24 protein-coding genes are annotated in these 21,046 nt (G+C 39.6%); 16 read left to right on the top strand and 8 right to left on the bottom strand.

What is annotated here, in order from left to right; translation table 11 throughout:
* The 6 genes from pta (at position 1) to ALFOR1_RS07110 (ending at position 5,440) form a co-directional block, all read left to right on the top strand.
* Complete coding sequence (gene pta / locus ALFOR1_RS07135; RefSeq protein WP_104642509.1) at positions 1 to 2,160, top strand: phosphate acetyltransferase; 2,160 nt, start codon at positions 1 to 3, stop codon at positions 2,158 to 2,160.
* Positions 2,161 to 2,387: 227 nt separating this feature from the next.
* Positions 2,388 to 2,774 carry an ACT domain-containing protein gene (locus ALFOR1_RS07130; protein ID WP_104642508.1) on the top strand — a complete coding sequence of 129 codons (387 nt, stop codon included), beginning with the start codon at positions 2,388 to 2,390 and terminating at the stop codon, positions 2,772 to 2,774.
* Between the two features lie 3 nt (positions 2,775 to 2,777).
* Complete coding sequence (locus tag ALFOR1_RS07125) at positions 2,778 to 3,275, top strand: PTS glucose transporter subunit IIA (RefSeq protein WP_104642507.1); 498 nt, start codon at positions 2,778 to 2,780, stop codon at positions 3,273 to 3,275.
* Between the two features lie 4 nt (positions 3,276 to 3,279).
* A complete protein-coding gene (locus ALFOR1_RS07120) occupies positions 3,280 to 3,624 on the top strand; it encodes an ArsC family reductase (RefSeq protein WP_104642506.1) in 345 nt (114 codons plus the stop codon).
* A complete protein-coding gene (dapE, locus tag ALFOR1_RS07115; protein WP_104642505.1) occupies positions 3,624 to 4,754 on the top strand; it encodes a succinyl-diaminopimelate desuccinylase in 1,131 nt (376 codons plus the stop codon). Before ALFOR1_RS07120 ends, dapE begins: the two co-directional genes overlap by 1 nt.
* Positions 4,754 to 5,440 (top strand): M15 family metallopeptidase, encoded by a 687-nt coding sequence (locus ALFOR1_RS07110; protein ID WP_104642504.1) that lies wholly within the window; start codon positions 4,754 to 4,756, stop codon positions 5,438 to 5,440. Before dapE ends, ALFOR1_RS07110 begins: the two co-directional genes overlap by 1 nt.
* Before the next feature lie 18 nt (positions 5,441 to 5,458).
* Here ALFOR1_RS07110 and ALFOR1_RS07105 read toward each other — a convergent pair whose 3' ends face one another.
* On the bottom strand, positions 5,459 to 6,328 hold the full coding sequence (locus tag ALFOR1_RS07105; RefSeq protein WP_104642503.1) for a DMT family transporter: 870 nt from the start codon (positions 6,326 to 6,328) through the stop codon (positions 5,459 to 5,461).
* 414 nt (positions 6,329 to 6,742) lie between these two features.
* Between ALFOR1_RS07105 and ALFOR1_RS07100 the strand changes: the two genes are divergently transcribed.
* The 4 genes from ALFOR1_RS07100 to ALFOR1_RS07085 are packed head-to-tail and all read left to right on the top strand — an operon-like array spanning position 6,743 to position 9,693.
* Positions 6,743 to 8,107, top strand: a complete 1,365-nt coding sequence (locus tag ALFOR1_RS07100) for a COG3014 family protein (protein ID WP_104642502.1) — start codon at positions 6,743 to 6,745, stop codon at positions 8,105 to 8,107.
* Positions 8,108 to 8,115: 8 nt separating this feature from the next.
* A complete protein-coding gene (locus ALFOR1_RS07095) occupies positions 8,116 to 8,541 on the top strand; it encodes a YcfL family protein (protein WP_104642501.1) in 426 nt (141 codons plus the stop codon).
* An 11-nt stretch (positions 8,542 to 8,552) separates the two neighbouring features.
* Positions 8,553 to 9,170: a penicillin-binding protein activator LpoB gene (gene lpoB / locus ALFOR1_RS07090; protein WP_058549015.1), complete on the top strand. Its 618-nt coding sequence runs from the start codon at positions 8,553 to 8,555 to the stop codon at positions 9,168 to 9,170.
* Positions 9,171 to 9,225: 55 nt separating this feature from the next.
* The gene (locus ALFOR1_RS07085) at positions 9,226 to 9,693 is read left to right on the top strand and encodes an outer membrane lipoprotein (RefSeq protein WP_058549014.1); all 468 of its coding nucleotides are present in this window, start codon (positions 9,226 to 9,228) and stop codon (positions 9,691 to 9,693) included.
* Between the two features lie 61 nt (positions 9,694 to 9,754).
* On the opposite strand, the gene ALFOR1_RS07080 is transcribed toward ALFOR1_RS07085, so the two are convergent.
* A complete protein-coding gene (locus tag ALFOR1_RS07080; RefSeq protein ID WP_104642500.1) occupies positions 9,755 to 10,972 on the bottom strand; it encodes a pyridoxal phosphate-dependent aminotransferase in 1,218 nt (405 codons plus the stop codon).
* Between the two features lie 414 nt (positions 10,973 to 11,386).
* On the bottom strand, positions 11,387 to 11,731 hold the full coding sequence (locus tag ALFOR1_RS07075) for an Hpt domain-containing protein (protein WP_058549012.1): 345 nt from the start codon (positions 11,729 to 11,731) through the stop codon (positions 11,387 to 11,389).
* A gap of 136 nt (positions 11,732 to 11,867) precedes the next feature.
* On the opposite strand from ALFOR1_RS07075, the gene ALFOR1_RS07070 reads away from it, so the two are divergent.
* Entirely contained in the window at positions 11,868 to 12,464 is a 597-nt protein-coding gene (locus ALFOR1_RS07070) for a tRNA-uridine aminocarboxypropyltransferase (RefSeq protein WP_104642499.1), read from the top strand.
* Positions 12,465 to 12,484: 20 nt separating this feature from the next.
* Positions 12,485 to 13,270, top strand: a complete 786-nt coding sequence (locus ALFOR1_RS07065) for a CLCA_X family protein (protein ID WP_104642498.1) — start codon at positions 12,485 to 12,487, stop codon at positions 13,268 to 13,270.
* A gap of 16 nt (positions 13,271 to 13,286) precedes the next feature.
* On the opposite strand, the gene dcd is transcribed toward ALFOR1_RS07065, so the two are convergent.
* Positions 13,287 to 13,871 carry a dCTP deaminase gene (dcd, locus tag ALFOR1_RS07060; RefSeq protein ID WP_104642497.1) on the bottom strand — a complete coding sequence of 195 codons (585 nt, stop codon included), beginning with the start codon at positions 13,869 to 13,871 and terminating at the stop codon, positions 13,287 to 13,289.
* A 5-nt stretch (positions 13,872 to 13,876) separates the two neighbouring features.
* Complete coding sequence (gene apbC, locus ALFOR1_RS07055; protein ID WP_104642496.1) at positions 13,877 to 14,953, bottom strand: iron-sulfur cluster carrier protein ApbC; 1,077 nt, start codon at positions 14,951 to 14,953, stop codon at positions 13,877 to 13,879.
* Positions 14,954 to 15,140: 187 nt separating this feature from the next.
* Here apbC and metG point away from each other — a divergent pair, with 187 nt between their 5' ends.
* The 3 genes from metG to ALFOR1_RS07040 all read left to right on the top strand — a co-directional run bounded on the left by metG (position 15,141) and on the right by ALFOR1_RS07040 (position 18,200).
* The gene (gene metG, locus ALFOR1_RS07050; RefSeq protein WP_104642495.1) at positions 15,141 to 17,162 is read left to right on the top strand and encodes a methionine--tRNA ligase; all 2,022 of its coding nucleotides are present in this window, start codon (positions 15,141 to 15,143) and stop codon (positions 17,160 to 17,162) included.
* A gap of 124 nt (positions 17,163 to 17,286) precedes the next feature.
* Positions 17,287 to 17,478 (top strand): hypothetical protein, encoded by a 192-nt coding sequence (locus ALFOR1_RS20470; protein ID WP_227006927.1) that lies wholly within the window; start codon positions 17,287 to 17,289, stop codon positions 17,476 to 17,478.
* A 155-nt stretch (positions 17,479 to 17,633) separates the two neighbouring features.
* Positions 17,634 to 18,200, top strand: coding sequence for a bifunctional 4-hydroxy-2-oxoglutarate aldolase/2-dehydro-3-deoxy-phosphogluconate aldolase (locus ALFOR1_RS07040; protein WP_104642494.1), 567 nt, complete (start codon positions 17,634 to 17,636; stop codon positions 18,198 to 18,200).
* A 77-nt stretch (positions 18,201 to 18,277) separates the two neighbouring features.
* Here the strand turns inward: ALFOR1_RS07040 and lepB are convergent, their stop codons facing one another.
* The gene (gene lepB / locus ALFOR1_RS07035) at positions 18,278 to 18,928 is read right to left on the bottom strand and encodes a signal peptidase I (protein ID WP_104642493.1); all 651 of its coding nucleotides are present in this window, start codon (positions 18,926 to 18,928) and stop codon (positions 18,278 to 18,280) included.
* Between the two features lie 182 nt (positions 18,929 to 19,110).
* On the opposite strand from lepB, the gene ALFOR1_RS07030 reads away from it, so the two are divergent.
* The gene (locus tag ALFOR1_RS07030) at positions 19,111 to 19,611 is read left to right on the top strand and encodes a fasciclin domain-containing protein (protein ID WP_104642492.1); all 501 of its coding nucleotides are present in this window, start codon (positions 19,111 to 19,113) and stop codon (positions 19,609 to 19,611) included.
* 73 nt (positions 19,612 to 19,684) lie between these two features.
* On the opposite strand, the gene ALFOR1_RS07025 is transcribed toward ALFOR1_RS07030, so the two are convergent.
* A complete protein-coding gene (locus ALFOR1_RS07025) occupies positions 19,685 to 19,936 on the bottom strand; it encodes a DUF2999 family protein (protein ID WP_007582532.1) in 252 nt (83 codons plus the stop codon).
* Between the two features lie 103 nt (positions 19,937 to 20,039).
* Complete coding sequence (locus tag ALFOR1_RS07020; protein WP_104642491.1) at positions 20,040 to 21,002, bottom strand: zinc-binding dehydrogenase; 963 nt, start codon at positions 21,000 to 21,002, stop codon at positions 20,040 to 20,042.
* Between the last annotated feature and the right edge of the window lie 44 nt (positions 21,003 to 21,046).

Here is a 21,046-nt window from a genome sequence, read left to right as displayed (position 1 = left end):
ATGGCACGTCGTATTATGCTTATCCCGGTGTCTACAGGCGTTGGCTTAACCTCTGTTTCTGTTGGATTAGTGCGCGCTTTAGAGCAAAAAACGGTTAAAGTTAACTTTTTTAAACCAATAGCACAGCCTCGCTCAGGCGAAACTGGGCCAGAAAAATCAACGCAAATAGTTACTCAGGGCTCACCTATTAACCCGCCTACTCCCTTTGCATTGGATTACGCCGAACAAATGATCGGTGATGGCCGTGGTGACGACCTTCTTGAAGAAATTGTTGAGCGATTTGAAAGTAAAATTAACGATGATGAAGTTGCTATTATTGAAGGTATGGTTCCTACCCGTAGGCAACCTTATGCTGGGCGCGTAAACCGCGAAATAGCGCAAACACTCGGTGCCGACATTGTTTTTGTACTTACCCCCGGCAACTACAATATTACGCAAATAGAAGATCGTCTTGAAATCGCAGCGGGTAACTACGGCGGTATTGACCACCCACGTGTTCTTGGCTGTATTTTTAATAAAGTAAATGCCCCTCTTGATGAAGAAGGCCGCGCACGTGCGGATTTAGTCGACGCCTACAAAGCTGAAGAATTAGATAACGAGCTAAACCGCTTAGCTTCTTTACCTATTTTTAGAAAAAACCCGTTTATGTTACTTGGTGCCATCCCGTGGGACTTTGACTTAGTTGCACCACGCGTTAAAGATTTAAGTGCGTATCTAAAAGCGACCATTATTAACGAAGGTGACATGCTACATCGTCGCCTGCGTCGTATTACATTTTGTGCTCGAACTGTGTCAAATATTTTGAATCACTTTACTCCCGGTGCATTACTAGTAACACCTGGCGATCGCTCAGATATACTTGTTGCTGCATGTTTATCAGCCATGAATGGCACTAAAATTGGCGCAATATTGCTAACCGGAGGCTTTGAACCTGAAGCGCGCATAATGGCACTGTGTGAACAAGCTATGCAAACGGGTTTACCAATACTTGCAACCGAAGCCGATACATGGCGCACATCCCTACTGCTTCATAATTTTAATATGGAAGTACCTAGCGATGATGACCAGCGTATTGAAAAAGTAAAAGATCATAATGCACAGTTTATCGATTCGGACTGGTTAGATACGCTCGTTAAAAGTGTTGGTAAAACACGTAAGCTGTCACCACCAGCATTTCGTTACTTATTAACAGATAAAGCCCGCAAAGCAGGTAAAACAGTCGTACTGCCTGAAGGTAACGAGCCACGCACAATTAAAGCTGCCGCTATTTGTGGGCAACGTGGTATAGCTAAAACTATATTACTAGGTGATCGCGATGAAATTATGCGTATTGCAGAGCAACAAGGGATAGAGTTAAACGAGCACGTAAGCATTGTAGAACCTAAAAGTATTATTAACGACTACATTGAACCTATGGTAGAAATACGTAAAGGAAAGGGTTTAACGGCCGTTGTGGCGCAAGAGCAACTGCAAGATAACGTTGTGCTGGGTACTATGATGCTAGAGCAAGGTAAAGTAGATGGCTTAGTATCGGGTGCAGTAAACACCACTGCTAATACTATTCGCCCGCCACTTCAGCTCATTAAAACAGCCCCTGGGTCATCGCTCGTATCTTCTGTATTTTTTATGCTACTGCCTGATCAAGTTCTTGTATATGGCGACTGTGCAATAAACCCAGATCCAAATGCAGAGCAACTTGCTGATATAGCAATTCAATCAGCCGACTCAGCTGCCGCGTTTGGAATAGAGCCACGTGTAGCAATGATAAGTTACAGTACAGGTACATCTGGTACTGGTGCCGATGTAGAAAAAGTACGTGAGGCTACCAAAATAGCACAGCAAAAACGCCCTGATTTAATTATTGATGGCCCCCTTCAGTACGACGCCGCAATTATGGAAAATGTTGCTCTTAAAAAAGCGCCAAATAGCCCAGTTGCAGGTAAAGCAACCGTATTTATATTCCCAGACCTAAATACCGGTAACACAACCTATAAAGCTGTACAACGTAGTGCCGATTTAATAAGTATCGGCCCTATGCTACAAGGTATGCGTAAACCAGTTAACGATTTAAGCCGCGGCGCATTAGTTGACGATATTGTATACACTATTGCATTAACGGCTATTCAAGCTGCCCAAGCAGAAGCTTTAATTACGCAATAATCTAAACGTGTGCTTTTTATAGCCTAGCTATTATTTATTTAATAATTAATAAGTTAGGCTATTTATACCTACCAATTCCCATACTTATCCACAGAAATTGTGGGTAAGTTTTTAATATTTATTAAAGCCTGCCTACAAACCGCTACTTTAGTCACTGATACACCTTTAATTTAAATCCAATAATCTATACTATAAAGCTATCAATATGGCTGTATCGCAGGCGTTTAATGTCAAAACAAACATTACAATTACACAGCACGCTTTTATCTATTCATAGTTTAGACGTTGATGCCAATATACCTTCGGCACTGTTAAAACAGCCTTTATTTTTTATTTCTAAAACTCACGATGAACTATCGATTGTTTGCCCTAGTGAATTTGAAATCCAAAGCTTAGATACAGAGCCTGACTGGCAAGCACTAGAAGTGGTTGGCCCATTAGGCTTTTCGCTCACAGGTATAATGGCTAATATATCAGGCGTACTCGCCAGTGCTAAAATTTCTATTTTTTCAATATCAACTTACGATACAGACTATATTTTGGTAAAAAAACAAACAGCTACAAAAGCGCTCAAAGCGTTAAAAAATGATGGCTACAATGTGGTAGCAGATTAGCCAATGAAAGCACAGCAACTTGATTATTTAGCCGTTAATAAAACACCCAATAATGCAATTACAATTACTAGCCCATTTACTGGTAAAGTAGCCATGCTTGATAGCCATCCCGAACCGTTTTTTAAATATGGCACGCTTGGTCCTGGTATTATGGTGAGCCTTAGCAGTCATAAAATTTTAGCGCCTTTCGATGGCACATTACTTCAAGTAAAAAACGCAGGTACTGAGTTTATTTTGCAGGCTAAAAATGGCCTAAAAGTGTTAATAAACTTAACTATTTCTGGCTCACAACCTATTACTCATACCCATATTGCCCAGCTTAACGGCAGTGAAATACATAAAGGTCAGCGTCTTGCGTATTTTGACCTGCGTAAGCTTGATACGCCCATGCTAGCAAGTTTAATATTACTCAACGGCCATACCTTAGGTACGTTTCATTACTCGCATACGCATGTAAATGCGGGTGCAGATCCCCTATTAACTATTATCAAAAAGAAGTAGATTTATGATCACTCTATACGGCATAAGCAATTGCGATACCATAAAAAAAGCTAAAAAATACTTAGCAGATAATAATATTGAGTTTACTTTTCATGACTATCGAAAAGATGGCGTAAATACACAAATGGTCAACACGTTTGCAGACAAACTTGACTGGGAACAGCTAGTTAATAAACGTGGCACCACGTACCGCGCATTATCTGATGAGCAAAAACAAAGTCTTACCAAAGAGTCTGCAATAGAGCTACTTGTTGAACAACCAGCAATGATCAAACGCCCTGTGCTTGTAAATAATAGTAGCTACCATTTAGGCTTTAAAGCTGCACAATATGATGAGATTTTTAAATAATGACACATGATGTAATTGCACTTGCACAAGCACTTATTCAGCGAGAGTCGGTAACACCTGAAGATGCTGGCTGCCAACAAATGATGAACGATCGCCTAAAGGCGGTTGGCTTTAATATTGAAACATTATTTTTTACTGACACGCTAAATACATGGGCACGTAAAGGCACTCAGTCACCGCATTTTTGCTTTGCAGGACATACCGATGTTGTACCTACAGGCCCAGCACAAAATTGGCAACATCCACCGTTTTCGGGTTTGGTAAAAGATGGTTTGCTACATGGCCGTGGCGCTGCTGATATGAAAGGCTCTCTTGCTGCAATGCTCGTTGCAACAGAGCGTTTTGTTACTAAAAACCCTGATCACAAAGGCTCTATTTCGTTTTTAATTACCTCAGACGAAGAAGGTCCATTTATAAATGGCACAACTCGCGTAATAGATACATTAGAAGCGCGCGGTGAAAAAATCGACATGTGTCTAGTTGGTGAACCATCATCATGTGATGTATTAGGTGATGTAGTTAAAAACGGTCGCCGCGGCTCTCTAACTGGCTTTTTAAAAGTAAAAGGTATACAAGGCCATGTAGCCTACCCACACTTAGCACAAAACCCTATTCACTTATCATCTGAAGCCATTACTGAGCTTAGCCAAACAGTGTGGGATGAGGGTAATGAGTTTTTCCCAGCAACTAGCTTTCAAGTATCAAACATAAATGGGGGTACTGGTGCGGGTAATGTAATACCAGGTGAGCTTGAAATACAATTTAACTTTAGGTTTAGTACCGAAGTAACGCATGAGCAATTACAAGCACGAGTAAACGCAATATTACAAAAGCACAAATTAAACTACGAACTAAGCTGGATAGTGAATGGTCTGCCATTTATAACTGAGCACGGCCCGCTTGTGGATGCCACTGTTAGTGCTATTAAATCTGTTACAGGGCTTACTACCAACTTAGAAACCACCGGTGGGACATCTGATGGACGCTTTATAGCGCAAACAGGCGCAAAAGTTATTGAGCTTGGACCGCGTAACGCCACAATTCATAAAGTAGATGAATGTGTAAGTACAGATGACTTAATCGCACTTGCCTATATTTACGAACAAATCCTCGAAAACCTTTTAACATAATGGCCTTAAGCAACTTAATAGCCTATGAGTGTATCACAGGGCAAAGTGATACACATTTAACTGATATTCAAAGCCATCGTTTACATAGCAGAATTATCGATGATTTTTTAGCGCTACAAAATGCAGCTAAAAATGCAGGTTTTGATCTAACAATTGCCTCAAGCTTTAGAGATTTTGATCGCCAATCGATGATTTGGAACAATAAATTTTCAGGTAGTCGCCCTGTTTATAATAAGCAGCAACAGCCCGTAGATTTAACCAAATTAACGGATATAAATAAGTGTATTGCTATAATGCGCTACTCTGCCCTGCCCGGTGCAAGTAGACATCATTTAGGCACCGACCTTGATATATTTGATAAAGCGGCAGTAAATGACGATTACAGATTGCAGCTAACTCCAAATGAGTATGAGCAAGGCGGCCCATTCGCCCCTTTGAGCAATTGGCTTAACAATAACTTAGCTAAATTTGGTTTTTATCGCCCTTATAAACATGATTTAGACGGGGTTGCGCCTGAGCTTTGGCATATTAGCCATATTAAACAATCACAATTAATGGTTGATGTGCTTAGCGAGAAAATACTTTACGAGTGTATTAATAACAGTGAGTTACTTGGTAAGTCAGCTATTTTAGCCAACCTACCTGCGCTTTATAAACGTTTTATAAGTAACGTAAGCCCGCCATAATGCGGGTTTACTTAATCACTAGGCTTTGTGCTTATTTAATATAAAGACCAGCACAGCACCTAGTATTAGTGAGCTTGCTATTACAAATTCAACCGTTAATTGCTCAGACAAAAACAGCACCCCAGCTACAGCTGCAAGTACCGGTACACATAATTGCACCACAGCGGCTTGTGTACTTTTAAGCAGCGGCATAGCTACATACCAAATACTATAACCAACACCTGATGCTATCGCACCTGACGCACATGCTAGTAAAACTCCTTCAATGCTCACCGTTTTTATATAGCTCATACCCACTAGCAATAAAATAGGCACAGCTACTAAACTTCTAATAAAATTAAACCCAGTAGTACGAAGCGGCGATACACATACTTTACCGCGTATGCTGTAAATACCCCACGCTACGCCACTTAATGCCATAAGGGATGCGCCTAAAACTGAAGGCACAGCGGCTGATGGCAGCATTAAATACACAAAACCACCCAACGCCACGATAAATGCTGCCCATTGCAATGCACTTAATTGCTCTTTTTTATAAATTCCCCAGCCAATCATCGTTAACTGCACCGCTGAGAATAAAATAAGAGCACCAGTGCCAGTATCAAGCTCTACGTACGCAATTGAAAAACTCAGCGCATAAACTAATAGGGTAATACTGCTTCGCCAGCTCCCTCTATCGTTTAAAATTTCACGGTTAAATGCACCTTTACGTTTTAAGTTGTAACTATAAACCCCCATTATAATCCCTAGGCAGGCAGCACCACTTAAAAGGCGAATTATTGTAAAGTTCCACGGGTCTATGTAACCTTGCGCGAGCGCCATACGGCAAAACAAAGAATTTGCGGCAAACGCAATTAAAGCAATAAGTGTATATAAAGTGGCTTTCAAAAAAATTCCTTAAAAACAAAAATAATAGCCTTATATAAGCAATCGATTAATTTTATACATTAAACTCAGCTGGCTGATTCATTTAAACAGGATTAGCCTTGTGGTGCAAAGAGTGTATGTGCTTTTACAAAATTAGGTTACACATTTAAAACCTTGATACAAAACCGATAACCCTAGTAAGCAATACTAGGCATAACGTTATATTTTAATAAAATCTGTTTTACAGTAATTGTGCGACTCAACAAGAACGACTATCTACTCAAAAATTGATTTATGATTTTCTTGAAGCAATATATTGAATATAAAAATTCACGTATTGTTCACCAACGTTACTCTACGATTTCTTACAATGTTTCGTACATATAACTAAAAAAAACATGTTAATGTGTGAAAGTAAATTTAGAGGAGTGCTCAGTGCGCCGCAGTATAATTTTAAGCTTTTGTTGTATTTTAAGTGGTTGTAGCACAATGGGTTTTAACGACCTATTTAACGACTACGCCACTCAAATGACACCTGTAAGACATGCGATCGAAAATAATAATCTCGAAGAAGCACAGTCGCTCATTGCTAAAAATAGCGCGATGCACAGCAGCTACTTACTTAACCAATTAGAACAAGCTCGTTTAAACGATTTAGCAAACGCACCATCAGATGCTCAAACCAAGTTTGAAAATGTGTATACGCAAATGCAAAATAAGCGAGAAGCTGCAAAAGTTCAGTTAAGTGCAGGGCTTGAGCAAAGTAATGCATTATTTACTAACGACTCAGCCATTACATATGTACCGCCCGCTTACGAAATGAGCATGTTACATAGTTTTAAAGCATTAAATTATGTTTATAAAAATGATATTGAAGGCGCACTTGTAGAAGTGCGTCGAGCTAACAAAGTTCAAGTAGATGCTTTAGCAGAAAACCAAACAGACATAGACTCAACAGTAAAAGAAGCACAGCAACACTACCCAAGTATGAGTAACGTTACACGAGACGTTAAAAATGGCTTTCAAAATGCGTATACGTTTTACTTATCGGCTTTGCTTTACCAAAGCGCTAAACAATATGACGATGCTTATATAGATTACAAAAAAGCACTAGCTATACAACCAGATAACATTTATTTACAGCGTGATGTAATGCGCCTTGCTAAAAAACAAGGGTTTGATCAAGACTTAGCTGAATTTAAAAAGCGCTACAGCGATGCATCAAGCATATCTGCAAATCAAGGCGAGGTAGTTGTGCTATTTGAACAAGGCTTAGTGCCTAAACAAGATGAGTTTAAATTACGCCTACCAATATATACATCCGGTGGCGATGCACGTTTTTATAGCCTTGCAATGCCAGTATATAAAGATAACGCCTACGTGCGTGGTGTAAATAATATCAACATAGACTCACAAAGTTTGGAGCTAAGCCCATTAGTACATATAGAAGCACTTGCAGCAAAAACATTAGAAGAACAAATACCTGCAAAAGTAGCGCGTCAAGTACTGCGCCTAGTCGCTAAAGAAAAAGTCAGAGCAGAGCTTGCCCGCAGCGCTGGTGATGTAGGAAATATACTGGCCAATATTTATAATTTAGCGTCTGAGCAAGCCGATACTCGCAGCTGGCTTACGCTTCCTAATCAAATAAGTGTAGCTCGCAGTAGCGTCAACGCAGGCGAGCACTTAGTTAATATAGGCAATCACCCGCCTATAAATTTTACCGTTAGTAAGCAAAGGTTAACGTTAATTTACCTAACCTCTATTAATAACTACTTCAACTACCATGTAGTTCAACTCTAGGAGTCATCATGAAATACATAGTGCCACTACTTGCAGTCTTAATGCTAAGTGCATGTGCAACCCAACCTGTTACATCAGGAATATCAGTTGAACAAAGCAAAAACAGTTTTAATGAGCAGTTGCGTGTTGATAACCTAGATTTAGGTAATAAGCTGGCAATTACTGATGTAAAAACGCGTCAAACTAACCAGTTAACCGACGTGGTAGTCACACTTTCTAGCCAATATAAAAAGTCACAATATTTACAGTACCAATTTAATTGGTTTGATAAAGACGGTTTTATAATTAAAGGCAATCACTCGCCTTGGCAAGCACTTACCCTATTTGGTTTTGCAAAAACTCAATTACCGGGCTTAGCACCAAGCTCTGATGCGGTTACGTTTTCTTTAGCTGTTAGAGAAGTGTCTACCGAATCACAAGAATTTAAAGATTAGAGGAAACAACAATGATCAACACAAAATTTAAAACAGTATCTACTTATGCTTTAGTAGGTTTAAGCGCGTTAGTATTAAGCGGCTGTGCAAATAAAGCAGTTGTAAGTTACGGCGATGCACAAGCTGTAGAAACAACCGATATTAACTTTGGCTCTACCGATTTACAAAAAGTTGCCAGCCAAATGACCGACTCATTATTAAGCTCGCCGGTTGTTGGCACAATGACCGCTAACAAGCGCCCTGTTGTATTTGTAGAGCGTATTAAAAACAAAACCAGCGAGCACATTGATACAGAATCAATCACAGATTCAATCTCTACGCAAATGCTTCGCAGTGGTAAGTTTCGTTTTGTAGATATGACACGTGTTGAGTCAGTGCGTGAACAACTTAATTTTCAAAACGAAGACGCCCTTGTTAACCCAGCAACAGCCGTTGCCTTTGGTAAGCAAATTGGAGCGCAATACATGTTATACGGAAACTTATCGAGCATAGTTAAATCAAATGCAGACAAATCAGACGTATATTACAAATTTACAATGCGCTTAATGGATATGGAAAGCGGCCTTGTAGAATGGGCTGACGAAACTGAAATTCGTAAAACGAAAGAAAAATCGACATTTGGTTGGTAGTTACTAAGCCTTTACGGGCTAATAAGCCCGTACTTGCTACCAATAGGAGGTTATTATGAAAGCTATAACATTAGTAATGTGTGCTCTAATTACTATGAGCGCGCCAACTTTTGCCCAATATGAGCGAAATAAAGCTGTACCTGTTCAACAGGTTTTATTTGGTGATGTAAAATCGGTGCGTAATATTACCGAACAAGAACTCATACAAGATAAAAACAACGGTTGGAAAACCTTCGGCGGCGCTTTACTAGGTGGCGTAATAGGGAATCAGTTTGGTGGCGGAAGTGGGCGCACAGTGGCAACTATTTTAGGCTCAGTTATTGGCGGAAGTGTTGCACACAATAAGCAACAGCAAAGCCATTATCAGCAAAGTAATTTTGTTGAACTGTTAATACAAGTCGAAAATGGCGACCAGTTTATGGTAGTTCAAGATCAAGACCAGTCAATGCGTTTTAGCAGAGGCGACAATGTACGCTTAGTCTACTTGAGTGATAACACTGTACGTGTAGATAAAGCGTATTAGTGTATATATTTATAAATAAAAAACGAGCTCAATTTGGCTCGTTTTTTATGCATTATAGTAGTTACACTTGTCGATAATCTCTAAAAAAACGCTTCATTTTAATCATTGCATCCGACAAGTCATCTTTGCTTGGTAAAAATACTAATCTAAAGTGATCAGGTTCAGGCCAATTAAATGCCCTACCGTGAACAAGTAATATTTTTTCGGCTTTTAGCAAATCGTACATCATTTTTTCATCGTCTTTAACGTTAAAATGGGCCGTATCTACTTTAGCAAATGCATACAATGCACCTTTGGGTTTTTTACAGCTAATACCTTCAATTGCATTTAAACCGCGCCAAGCAATATCTCTTTGCTCGTATAAACGCCCGCCTGGGTCTATTAGGCTATCAATTGATTGCACACCACCGAGCGCTTGCTGAATTGCGTATTGCGCAGGTACATTGGCACATAAACGCATAGATGAAAGTATTTCTAAGCCTTTTCGTAAATCATCCATAACCGAAGTACGTCCGCTTAAAACCATCCAGCCCATTCTAAGACCCGCTGCACGATACGTTTTAGCTAAGCCATTAAAAGTAATGATTGGTACATCATCGCAAAGTGATCCAATAGACGTATGCGTTATACCATCGTATAAAATTTTCTCGTAAATCTCATCACTTAACAGTAACAGCTTGTGCTCACGCGCAATATCTATTAACTGCATAAGTAAATCGTCGCTATACACTGCACCCGTCGGATTATTAGGGTTAATTAGTACTAAGGCTTTAGTTTTAGATGTAATTTTACTTTTTATATCAGCAATATCCGGAAACCAATCTTGCTCTTCATCACACAAGTAATGCACTGGGTTACCACCAGATAACGTAACCGATGCAGTCCAAAGAGGATAGTCAGGTGCAGGAATAAGCACTTCGTCGCCATTATTTAATAGCGCTTGGGTGATCATTTGAATAAGCTCGCTTACGCCATTACCAATGTAAATGTTATCTACATCTAAGTTATGTAAACCACGTTGTTGGTAATGCTGATAAATAGCCACACGGGCTGAATAGAGGCCTTTAGAGTCACAGTAACCTTGGGCTGAATATAAGTTGCGGATAATATCGCGGTGCATATCTTCTGGCATATCAAAGCCAAAGGCGGCCGGATTACCTATATTTAGTTTTAATACTTTTTGACCTTCGTCTTCCATTTTTTTAGCTTGCGCTAAAACCGGCCCACGAATGTCATAACATACACCTTCTAATTTGTGACTCTTTTTAATTTCAGACATTATTACCTCTTTAGGGCGTATTAGCTTTATAAATTAAATTTGTTCAACCTAGGGGCGATTTAATCGCGACGCGAGGTGTGTAACCTAGTGGGCTCGCTAACGGCTCCTGCGTTACCCTACTGGCTTACATTCATGTAAGAATAAGTAAAATTGAGTAACAAAGAAAAAATAGCCCCTAGGAAGACCCCTCTGGGCAATGCATGTTTGGAATTTATGTGTTGTTATCGTCGATTTATGTAGAAAAACCACACCGCATAGGCTCTGCCTAACCTAAAAACCAGACACTCGTTGCAAATTCAATCCCGGAAGATCAGCACGCCCTAGTGAGTATTTAGACTAACCTAGTAAAGGCGTAAAATGCTAGTCAATTTAGGTGCTTAATACTGAAATAAATTCACGTTTAAGCCGCTTATTTTAACGAGACGCTAACCACTCATTTAATTTAACTTGAGAGCCTTTAACTTGCTCCATCAGATTATTTGAGGCATCGGTTGCTTGCGCTAAATCGTCAACAGTTAAGCTTTGCTCAATAATACGAGAAACTTCAGCAAGGCTCGATGCGCCAAACTGCGCAGCGTTAGACTTTAAACTGTGAGAGTGGCGAATAGCCGCTTCTTTATCTTGGCCAATAGTAGCCATAACGTCTGTACCTAAACGTTCAAATTCTGCACAGCAAAAATCAAGCGTATCCGGAAATTGTTCACCTAATAACGATTCCATACTTTCTAATGCAGATTCATCAATACTAATTTGTGTCATATTTTAAGCCCTTAAAAACAATCCGTGTTAAATCTATGTCAATACTATTACTCTATATTGATGCGTAAAAAAAACCAACTTAATTACCTTATAAATGTATAATTATGAGGATCATACTGGCAAAAAAGTTTATTAAATGGCACGCACACTTTGTAATAATTGTAATTTTTCACTTTCTACTTGTATTTGTAGTGCAGTTAAAGATGTAAATAACCACGTAAACGTTATTATTCTACAACACCCCAGTGAAGAAAAAATAGCAAAAAATACCGCTAAATTACTTAATTTAAGCCTAAGTGGTTGCCAAATAATCAAAGGTGAAAATAATAACGACTTTGATATATTAAAAAGTCTGCCTTTAGAAACAACGGTTTTACTTTACCCTAATGAGCAGGCTATAAACTTAGATGATAAAGCTCAAAGCGCTGAGTTAAGCAAAATCACTCATTTAATCGTGATAGATGGCACATGGAAAAAAGCCTACAAAATATTACAACTCACTACGTTATTAAATCAGTTTAAAACAATCAGCTTTAAGCAATTACCTAAAAGCCGCTACGCTATTCGAAAAGCCCCTAGAGCCGATAGCCTTTCAACACTTGAAGCCGTTGCTCATAGTTTGTTTTTAATAGAGCAGTTAAACCCTGCTCCACTTTATAATTTATTAGATGAATTAATACAAAAACAAACCCAACACATGCCTGAGCACGTAAAAGCACGTTACTTAGCTTAAATACGGTGCCATAAACTTTAATGCGTAATTACCCCAATAGATTAAAGCGAGGCTTTACTCGCCAAGGCCCAGACTATCGCTTTGACGACCAAGTTGATTTTAGCGATATAAGAAACACGTTTGGATTTAGATCTATGGTGGTAGGTAAATGGGTAACCAAAGAAGAGCGTTTTATTAGTGCTAATTTAATTTACGATGCCCTAGCGGACCTTGCACAAATACTCCATTTACCGCCTAAAGCGATAGGCCTTCGCGGTAAACTTAATTTTGCCTTTGGGCATGGCGGTCAAAAAGGCGTACAAGCGCATTATAACGCAGCTTCACAAACCCTTGCTTTAGCTAAAAATGCGGGCGGTGGCGCATTGGCTCACGAATGGTTTCATGCATTTGATCATCATATAAGCGAGCACTTATTTGCAGCAAAACCTCGCTTTGGTTTTGCATCAAAATTATGGCTTTCAAATACGCCTAATTTATCGCACCCACTTAATAGTGCGCTTAACGATTTTTACAAAAACGTATTTTTAGATTTTGATGGGGAAGATGCAAATGAATTTGTACAAACGTGCATAAAACACGACCAAGCGCATAACATGAATTACATGAGTATGCCTGAGGAATTAGCAGCGCGCTGCTTTGAAGCCTGTATAGATGCTCACAGCACTATTCAAAATAGCTTTTTGGTTAGTGGCTTAAAAAGCAGTAATTTAATATACCCAAATGATCAGCATGTTAATAAAGCAAATAAAGCGCTTAACCGTTATTTTGAATTACTGGGTTATGCGCTTCATAAAATAGACGAGTAATGTCTATATTAACTGGTTATTTATCGTCACTAATACGACTTGCTACCGCACTACTTTGATCTTTATATTTTGCATCTTTACGAATATTGTATGGGTTTTCGCACGGGCCTGAGAGCATTTCAAAACTCATAGCACCAATTTTCATCATTGGGCGCAGTGCTAGTGGCAACTTACCTGAATTGTAAAACTCTAAAACAATATTACCACTCCAGCCTGGGTCGATTCTGTGTGCAGTTACATGCACCATTAAACCAAGTCGGGCAAGCGACGAACGCCCGTCTAACCAGCCTACTATATCAGCAGGTAATGTTACTTTTTCATGAGTAATAGCAAGAGCAAGCTCGCCTGGGTGCAAAAAGAAAGCTTCGCCATCGGCAAGCTCAATCTCTTCACTCATTATTGATTCCATGGCTTTATTTAGCTGATCTTTAGGGCCGCTTAAATCAACGTACGCTGCATTGTGTGCGTTAAAAGTTCTAAATTTATTCCCTAAGCGCAAGTCTGCTGTTACACCAGAAATCATTTCGCTCGTTGGCGCAGGCTCAATAACAATACGGCCATCGTTTAAGTATTCTTTAATATGTGTGTCTGAAAGTCTCATTTTTATTAATCTTCTGTAATCACAATTTCAATCGCATTGTGATGCTGTTGATAGTAAAGCGTGCTGGCCATTAGCCTCGCTGCTGCGCTGTATGTTTTACTTATTGCGGCGCTGTTATCGCTGGCAATAAGTCTGCCCTGCTCAGAGTATTCTCGAATATCTATCGCAAGAGGAATATGGCTAAGTACTGGCACGCCATGCTTGTGTGCCAATTTTTGTGCGCCGTCTTTACCAAATACATGGTTTGCTTCACCACAGTGAGTACAAATGTAATGGCTCATATTTTCAATTAAACCAAGCACAGGTACGTTTACTTTATTAAACATGGCGATGCCCTTTTGCGCATCGGCCAGAGCTAAATCTTGTGGAGTAGTAACTATAACGGTGCCACTTGCGGGTACTTTTTGGCTCATAGTCAGTTGTATATCACCGGTACCTGGCGGCATATCTACAATTAAATAATCAAGCTCGCCCCAATCGGTTTCGTTTAATAATTGATCTAGCGCGCCCGATGCCATTGGCCCTCGCCATACTGTTGCGTCATCACTTGGCACTAAAAAACCAATTGACTGGGCTTTAATACCGTTGGCATCAAATGGCTGTAGTAGTTTGTTATCTTTGGTTTGTGGCTCTGCGCCCACGAGTCCTAAAAGCATAGGAATAGATGGCCCATAAATATCAGCGTCTAAAATCCCTACTTTTGCGCCTTCATTTTTAAGCGCACCCGCTAAATTTACCGCGGTGGTAGATTTACCCACACCACCTTTACCCGAGGCAATAAGCACAATGTGTTTAATGGCTTTAAATTTGGCAGGCTCTTTAATGTTAACCACAGATTCAATGACCACAGGCACGCTTAAGCTTTCACTTACATGCTGCTGAACATGTGGCATTTCTGATTGCGCTGCAAATGGCAGTGTCAATTTAATAAGTATTGATTTATCGTCGTTTTGAGAAATAGAATCAATGAAGCTCTCATCAATTCCTACGGCAAAAGCCGCACTACGATACGCCGCTAAGGCAGTAATAATCGGTTGTTTTTGCACCGATTTAGAAGAGAATAGTTTCGACAGTCCAAACATAGCAATTAAATAGCGTTTCTTTGATGAAAAGTGCCACGGAATTATGTAACATTCAGGGCATTAACACCAGTCAATTAACAAAAATCCATAAGCTGTGCGCACTCTTGCCCTCTAGCTTGTAGATAAATTACTGATAATCTCCATTTTCACTATTAAAATGATGAGTTATCCTCAATTCGGAATGATTATGACGCAGCGAAAGATCCTGATTACCAGCGCATTACCTTATGCTAATGGCCCTACTCACTTAGGCCATTTATTGGAATACATTCAAACTGATATTTGGTCACGTTTTCAAAAGCTACAAGGCCACGAAGCATATTATGTTTGTGCCGACGATGCTCACGGCACGCCAATTATGCTAAATGCGCAAAAGCAAGGGATCACGCCTGAAGAAATGGTTAAAAATGTAAGCATTGAACGCCAACGCGACTTTGCCGACTTCAACATTAAGTTTGATAATTATCACAGCACTCACAGCCAAGAAAACAAAGAATTTAGCGAACTTATTTATAACCGCCTAAACGATGCCGGTCATATTAAAAAGCACACTATTTCGCAATTGTTTGACCCTGAAAAAGGCATATTTTTACCCGATCGCTTCGTAACCGGTACTTGCCCAACATGTAAGTCTGAAAACCAAAATGGCGACAGCTGTGATTCGTGTGGCGCAACTTACAGCCCAACAGAGCTAATTAACCCACGCTCTGTTATGTCTGGTGCTGAGCCTATTTTAAAAGATTCAGAGCATTACTTTTTTGACTTACCAGCATTTGAAGGCATGTTAAAAGAGTGGTTACACTCAGGTACTATTCAACAAGAAATGGCTAACAAGCTAGATGAATGGTTCACCGATGGCCTACAACAATGGGATATTAGCCGTGATGCGCCTTACTTTGGTTTTGAAATTCCAAATGCACCAGGCAAATATTTCTACGTTTGGCTAGATGCACCAATTGGTTACATGGCAAGCTTTAAAAACCTGTGTGACACAAAAGGCATCGACTTTGATGCGTTTTGGGCTGAAGGCTCAGACGCAGAGCTTTATCACTTTATTGGTAAAGACATTATTTACTTCCACAGCTTATTTTGGCCAGCAATGCTAGAAGGCGCTAATTTTAGAAAGCCTACAAACGTATTTGCACACGGTTTTGTAACCGTAAATGGCGAAAAAATGTCTAAATCTAAGGGTACGTTTATTAAAGCGCGTACTTATTTAGACAACCTAAACCCAGAGTATCTTCGTTATTACTACGCGGCTAAATTAAACAGCGGTATTATTGACCTTGATTTAAATCTAGAAGACTTTGCACAACGTGTAAATTCAGACCTAGTAGGTAAAGTGGTAAACATAGCGAGCCGTTGTGCAGGATTTATTACTAAAAAGTTTGATGGCAAGCTAAGTAGCACCATTATGCAGCCAGAACTACTTGAAGAGTTTCAAGCAGCTGCACCAAGTATTACTGCCCATTACGAGAACCGCGAATACAGCCGTGCAATTCGTGAAATTATGGCGCTTGCCGATAAGGCAAACCAGTTTATTGATGGTGCTGCTCCTTGGGTGTTAATTAAAGACGAGACAAAACAGCAAGAAGCGCACGAAGTGTGCTCACTTGGCCTTAACTTGTTCCGCGTATTAATTACTTACTTAAAACCTGTATTACCAGAAATGGCTGAAAACGTTGAAGCGTTTTTAAATGATGAATTAGCGTGGGATGGTGTTCAAAATGCACTAGTAAGCCACCCTATTAATAAGTTTAAGCCGTTAATGCAACGTGTAGAAATGGATAAAGTGAATAAAATGGTTGAAGAATCAAAAGAAAGCTTAGAGTCAAAAGTAACCATTGATCCTAATAGCCCACTTGCAAAAGAGCCTATTAGCGATGAGATAGAGTTTGATGACTTTGCAAAAGTAGACTTACGCGTAGCTAAAATTGCAAAAGCAGAGCACGTTGAAGGCGCTGACAAACTACTTAAACTAACTCTTGATTTAGGCGGCGAGACTCGCCAAGTATTTGCAGGTATTAAATCAGCTTATGCACCAGAGGACATCGAAGGTAAGCTTACAGTAATGGTTGCAAACCTTAAGCCTCGTAAAATGCGCTTTGGTATGTCTGAGGGCATGGTATTAGCCGCAGGTCCTGGCGGTAAAGAAATCTACATTCTTAACCCAGACGATGGCTCAGAGCCTGGTATGCGTGTAATGTAATTTAATAATTAAAATAAACCGCTGATATCAGCGGTTTTTTTATGAGAAAAAGTAATGTTTAGCCGTATATTAAGTCTAGCCGTTTATACAAACGCCTTTGCATTAAATAAAGTGAATTGTAATTATGACCCAAATTTTAGATGCCTACAGAACAAAAGTAAGTAGCCAAATAAAGCAACATAAGTTAGTCGCCATACTGCGCTTAAAACAACAAACCGATGTAGCTCCATTAATTGATTGTTTAGGGCCTGTTTATCTTTCGAGGTTAAATTTGCAGCAGACTATTTGGTGTTTAGGCAAGGCAGAGCCTATGTAGTGTGGTTATTCCCCATAAATAGGCGATAACGCAACATAAATGCCAAACAGGCGCTGCCCGAAGGGTTCTGCCTAGGGGCAATTTACTCTTTGTTGCTCGGTTTTTACTTAGCCCACTAGGTTACAAACCTCGCGCCGCGATTAAATAGCCCCTAGATTGAACAAATTTTAATCCTGAAAGGTCAACAGGCCCTAATAAATGCGGGGATAAACGCATTAGAGATCACGTCAAACACGCCTGGCTTTGAACATGAAATAACAAAAGCACGCACCGCCTATAAAAATACACTCATTGGCGCTGGTACCATAATAAACACTACTCTGGCTCAGCAAGCTATTGATGCAGGTGCACAATTTATAGTTACACCAAATACTAATAAAGCAGTGGTAAAACTTGCCCACCAGCATGGTTTACCCGTTTTAGTGGGCGCACTCACACCTACTGATGTAGCTAAGGCAATAGAGTATAATGCTGATATTATTAAGGTATTTCCTGCAGGCAGTATGGGGATTGATTATTTTAAAGCATTAACGGGTCCATTTTCCGAGGCACAACTTATGCCTGTTGGCGGTGTTGATTTAGATAACTTAACACAATGGTTTGAAGCTGGTGCATGTGGTGCTGCAGTTAGTAGTGATTTTTGTAAAGTAGTTAATAACGAACAAGAACGCAGCACACTTACTAGGCTGGTAAAAAGTTATATAAGTAAACTGCCTCAATAGGCAGTTTAATTTATTTATAAGATAAGTTAAATGTACGCTCATAAATTTGATTGATCGCTCTAAAAATTAATTATTACTTAATTCAATTTTTTTAATACACGATCCTTTCTTGGTAAATAATAGTTATCGTAATCAAGGGACACTATAACGCGCTCTGCTTTTCCTAATAACTCATCACGCGGAATTAAACCAATTACACGCGAGTCAGCGCTATTATCGCGGTTATCACCCATTGCTAAGTAATAATCATCAGGAATTGTAATTGCATCAAACCCCGATAAACGTGAAGGAATATTTGCCACTCTTATCGAATGCTCTAGCCCGTTTAAATTTTCAATTTTATCAAGCGAGTCTATGTTGCTTCGCTGATCTGCATAATTAAGCTTTTTACCATTAATAATGAGCTCATTGTTTTCAAGCGCGATAGTGTCGCCAGGTACGCCTATTACGCGCTTAATTAACCGATTATCAGCCGCTTGCGAGTCAAATACAATAATATCGCCTGTTTGTGGGTCTGCTAATTTTAATAGTTTAATATGAGTGAACGGCACACGAATGTCGTAGGCCATTTTATCGGTTAAAATTCTGTCCCCTTCTTGAATAGTCGGCTTCATTGAGCCTGTAGGCACTTCGTACCAATCAGCTACGGCACTCCTAAACACACTCATCAGTGCAATGAAGACGATGAGAGAACGATTATTTTTCCAAAACTTATAAGCGAGTTTCATATCTATTCCCTTTACTTGAACAAGTCTCTAATTGAGTAAGTCATTATATGACTTAATTACTTCACTGCAGTTCAATTAAGGATGTAACAAAACATGTTTACACCTAATTTTAAATGATCGATTAAATTTAAGGCCCGTAACAGTTAACGAAACCAACGGGCATTAACTGAAAGGAAATTAACATGTTTAAGAAAATTACTACTGCATTATTGTTCACCACTGCAAGCTTTGGATTTAATACAGCGGCTTATGCTGATCATCATGGTATGAAAAAAGATGTTGTCGAAGTAGCCGTAGAAAATGGCTCGTTTACTACTCTTGTTGCTGCTGTTAAAGCCGCAGGTTTAGTTGATACACTGCAAGGTACAGGACCGTTTACTATATTTGCACCAACGGATGCTGCATTTTCTAAATTACCTGAAGGCACAGTTGAGATGCTACTCAAGCCTGAAAACAAAGATAAGCTAACGGCGGTATTAACTTACCACTTAGTGTCTGCAAAAGTGATGGCAGCCGATGTAATGAAGGTAGATAGTGCGAAAACACTACAAGGCCAATCCGTTATGGTTAAAGCCGACAGCATGGGCGTAATGATAAACGACGCCAAAGTTGTAAAAGCTGATGTAAAAGCAAGCAACGGCGTGATTCATGTAATCGACACTGTACTCATGCCAAAAGAGTAAGCGTGTAGAATTAACCAAATAAAAAAAGCATAAGCGAACACTTATGCTTTTTGTCTATATATAGTACAACATGTTATTGATTTAGTTTTTCTTTCGCTTCTTTTACTTTTTCAAAATCCAAACCAAGTTCGTCAGTTGCTTCTTTAATTAAGTGCGGCTGAGTCATAACCACGGCCATTAACTGCTGTAGTTTTTCAGGCGGAATACCAAGCTCTTGAACAAGCGCCATAGCCATCATTGGATTTTGGGTAAACGCTTCAAACAATGCTTTTACTTTTTCGTCGCTTACATTGTGCTCTTTAAGTATTGCTAGTATTGGGTTCATTTTTAACCTTGTGTGTTTTGTACGTATTTTATATTTACTAAATTATATTAGCTGAGCCATGCATTAACAACGCCAACGCACGTCTGAGTGTTACATCTCGTAGTTATTCTACAAGTAAAACCACTTTACCTGCATTTTCATTACGCTCTAATATAGCGTGCGCTTCGTTTGCGTCGCTCCAAGGCAATGTTTTATACACGTTAAAGTCGTATTTTTTAGCGGCAATATCATTATAAAAACGTGCCACTAGGTCATCGCGCACTTGGCGCTTAAACTTAATGCTACGATTTCTAAGCGTTGATGCATGAAACGAAATGCGCTTTTGTAAAAGCACCGCAAAATCAACTTCTGCAAAGCGCCCATCTAAAAAGGCAAGCATGATTATTTGGCAATCCATAGCAGCAATAGCTGCATTTTTATTCAAATAGCTGCCCGATACAGGGTCGACAATTACATTAGCTGTTAACTCATTTGCTTTCATATATTCTACAAAGTCAGTGGTTTTGTAGTTAATTGCATGATCAGCACCGAGTTCTTTTGCGTGTTGGCATTTATCATCCGTACCAGCGGTAATAACCACAGTAGCACCAGCACTTTTAGCCATTTGAATTGCTGCGCCACCTACGCCACTAGCCCCTGCGTGAATTAACGCTGTTTGGCCTTTTTGTAATTTACCGAGTTCAAACATGGCACCAAAAGCAGTTAAATACACTTCGCTAATGGCTGCACCTTCAACCATGGTTAGCTCATCAGATAATTCCATTAATTGTTTGGCATCAATAGCAACATATTCACTATAAGCACCACCCGCACATAAGCTAAAAATGCGTTTATCTAACCAGCTTTTGTCAACTTCGCTACCAAGCTCAACTACGGTGCCTGCGCACTCTAAACCTAAAATGGGGCTATCCCCTTTTGGAGCCGGATATTTACCTTGGCGCTGCATGCAGTCTGCACGGTTAACACCTATTGCCGCAACTTTAACTAATACTTCATGGCTTTTTAAAACCGGTTTCTCGGTTTCACTAAATACAAGGGTGCCACCCTCATGAGAAATATATTTCATTGTTACTCCGTATTAAGTTTTGTAATAATTAAGACATGGGGTTA

The organism is Pseudoalteromonas carrageenovora IAM 12662, assembly GCF_900239935.1.
GTDB classification, from domain to species: domain Bacteria; phylum Pseudomonadota; class Gammaproteobacteria; order Enterobacterales; family Alteromonadaceae; genus Pseudoalteromonas; species Pseudoalteromonas carrageenovora.
The sequence above is the reverse complement of the archived record's forward strand: the minus strand, read 5'-3'. Positions and strand labels throughout refer to the sequence as shown.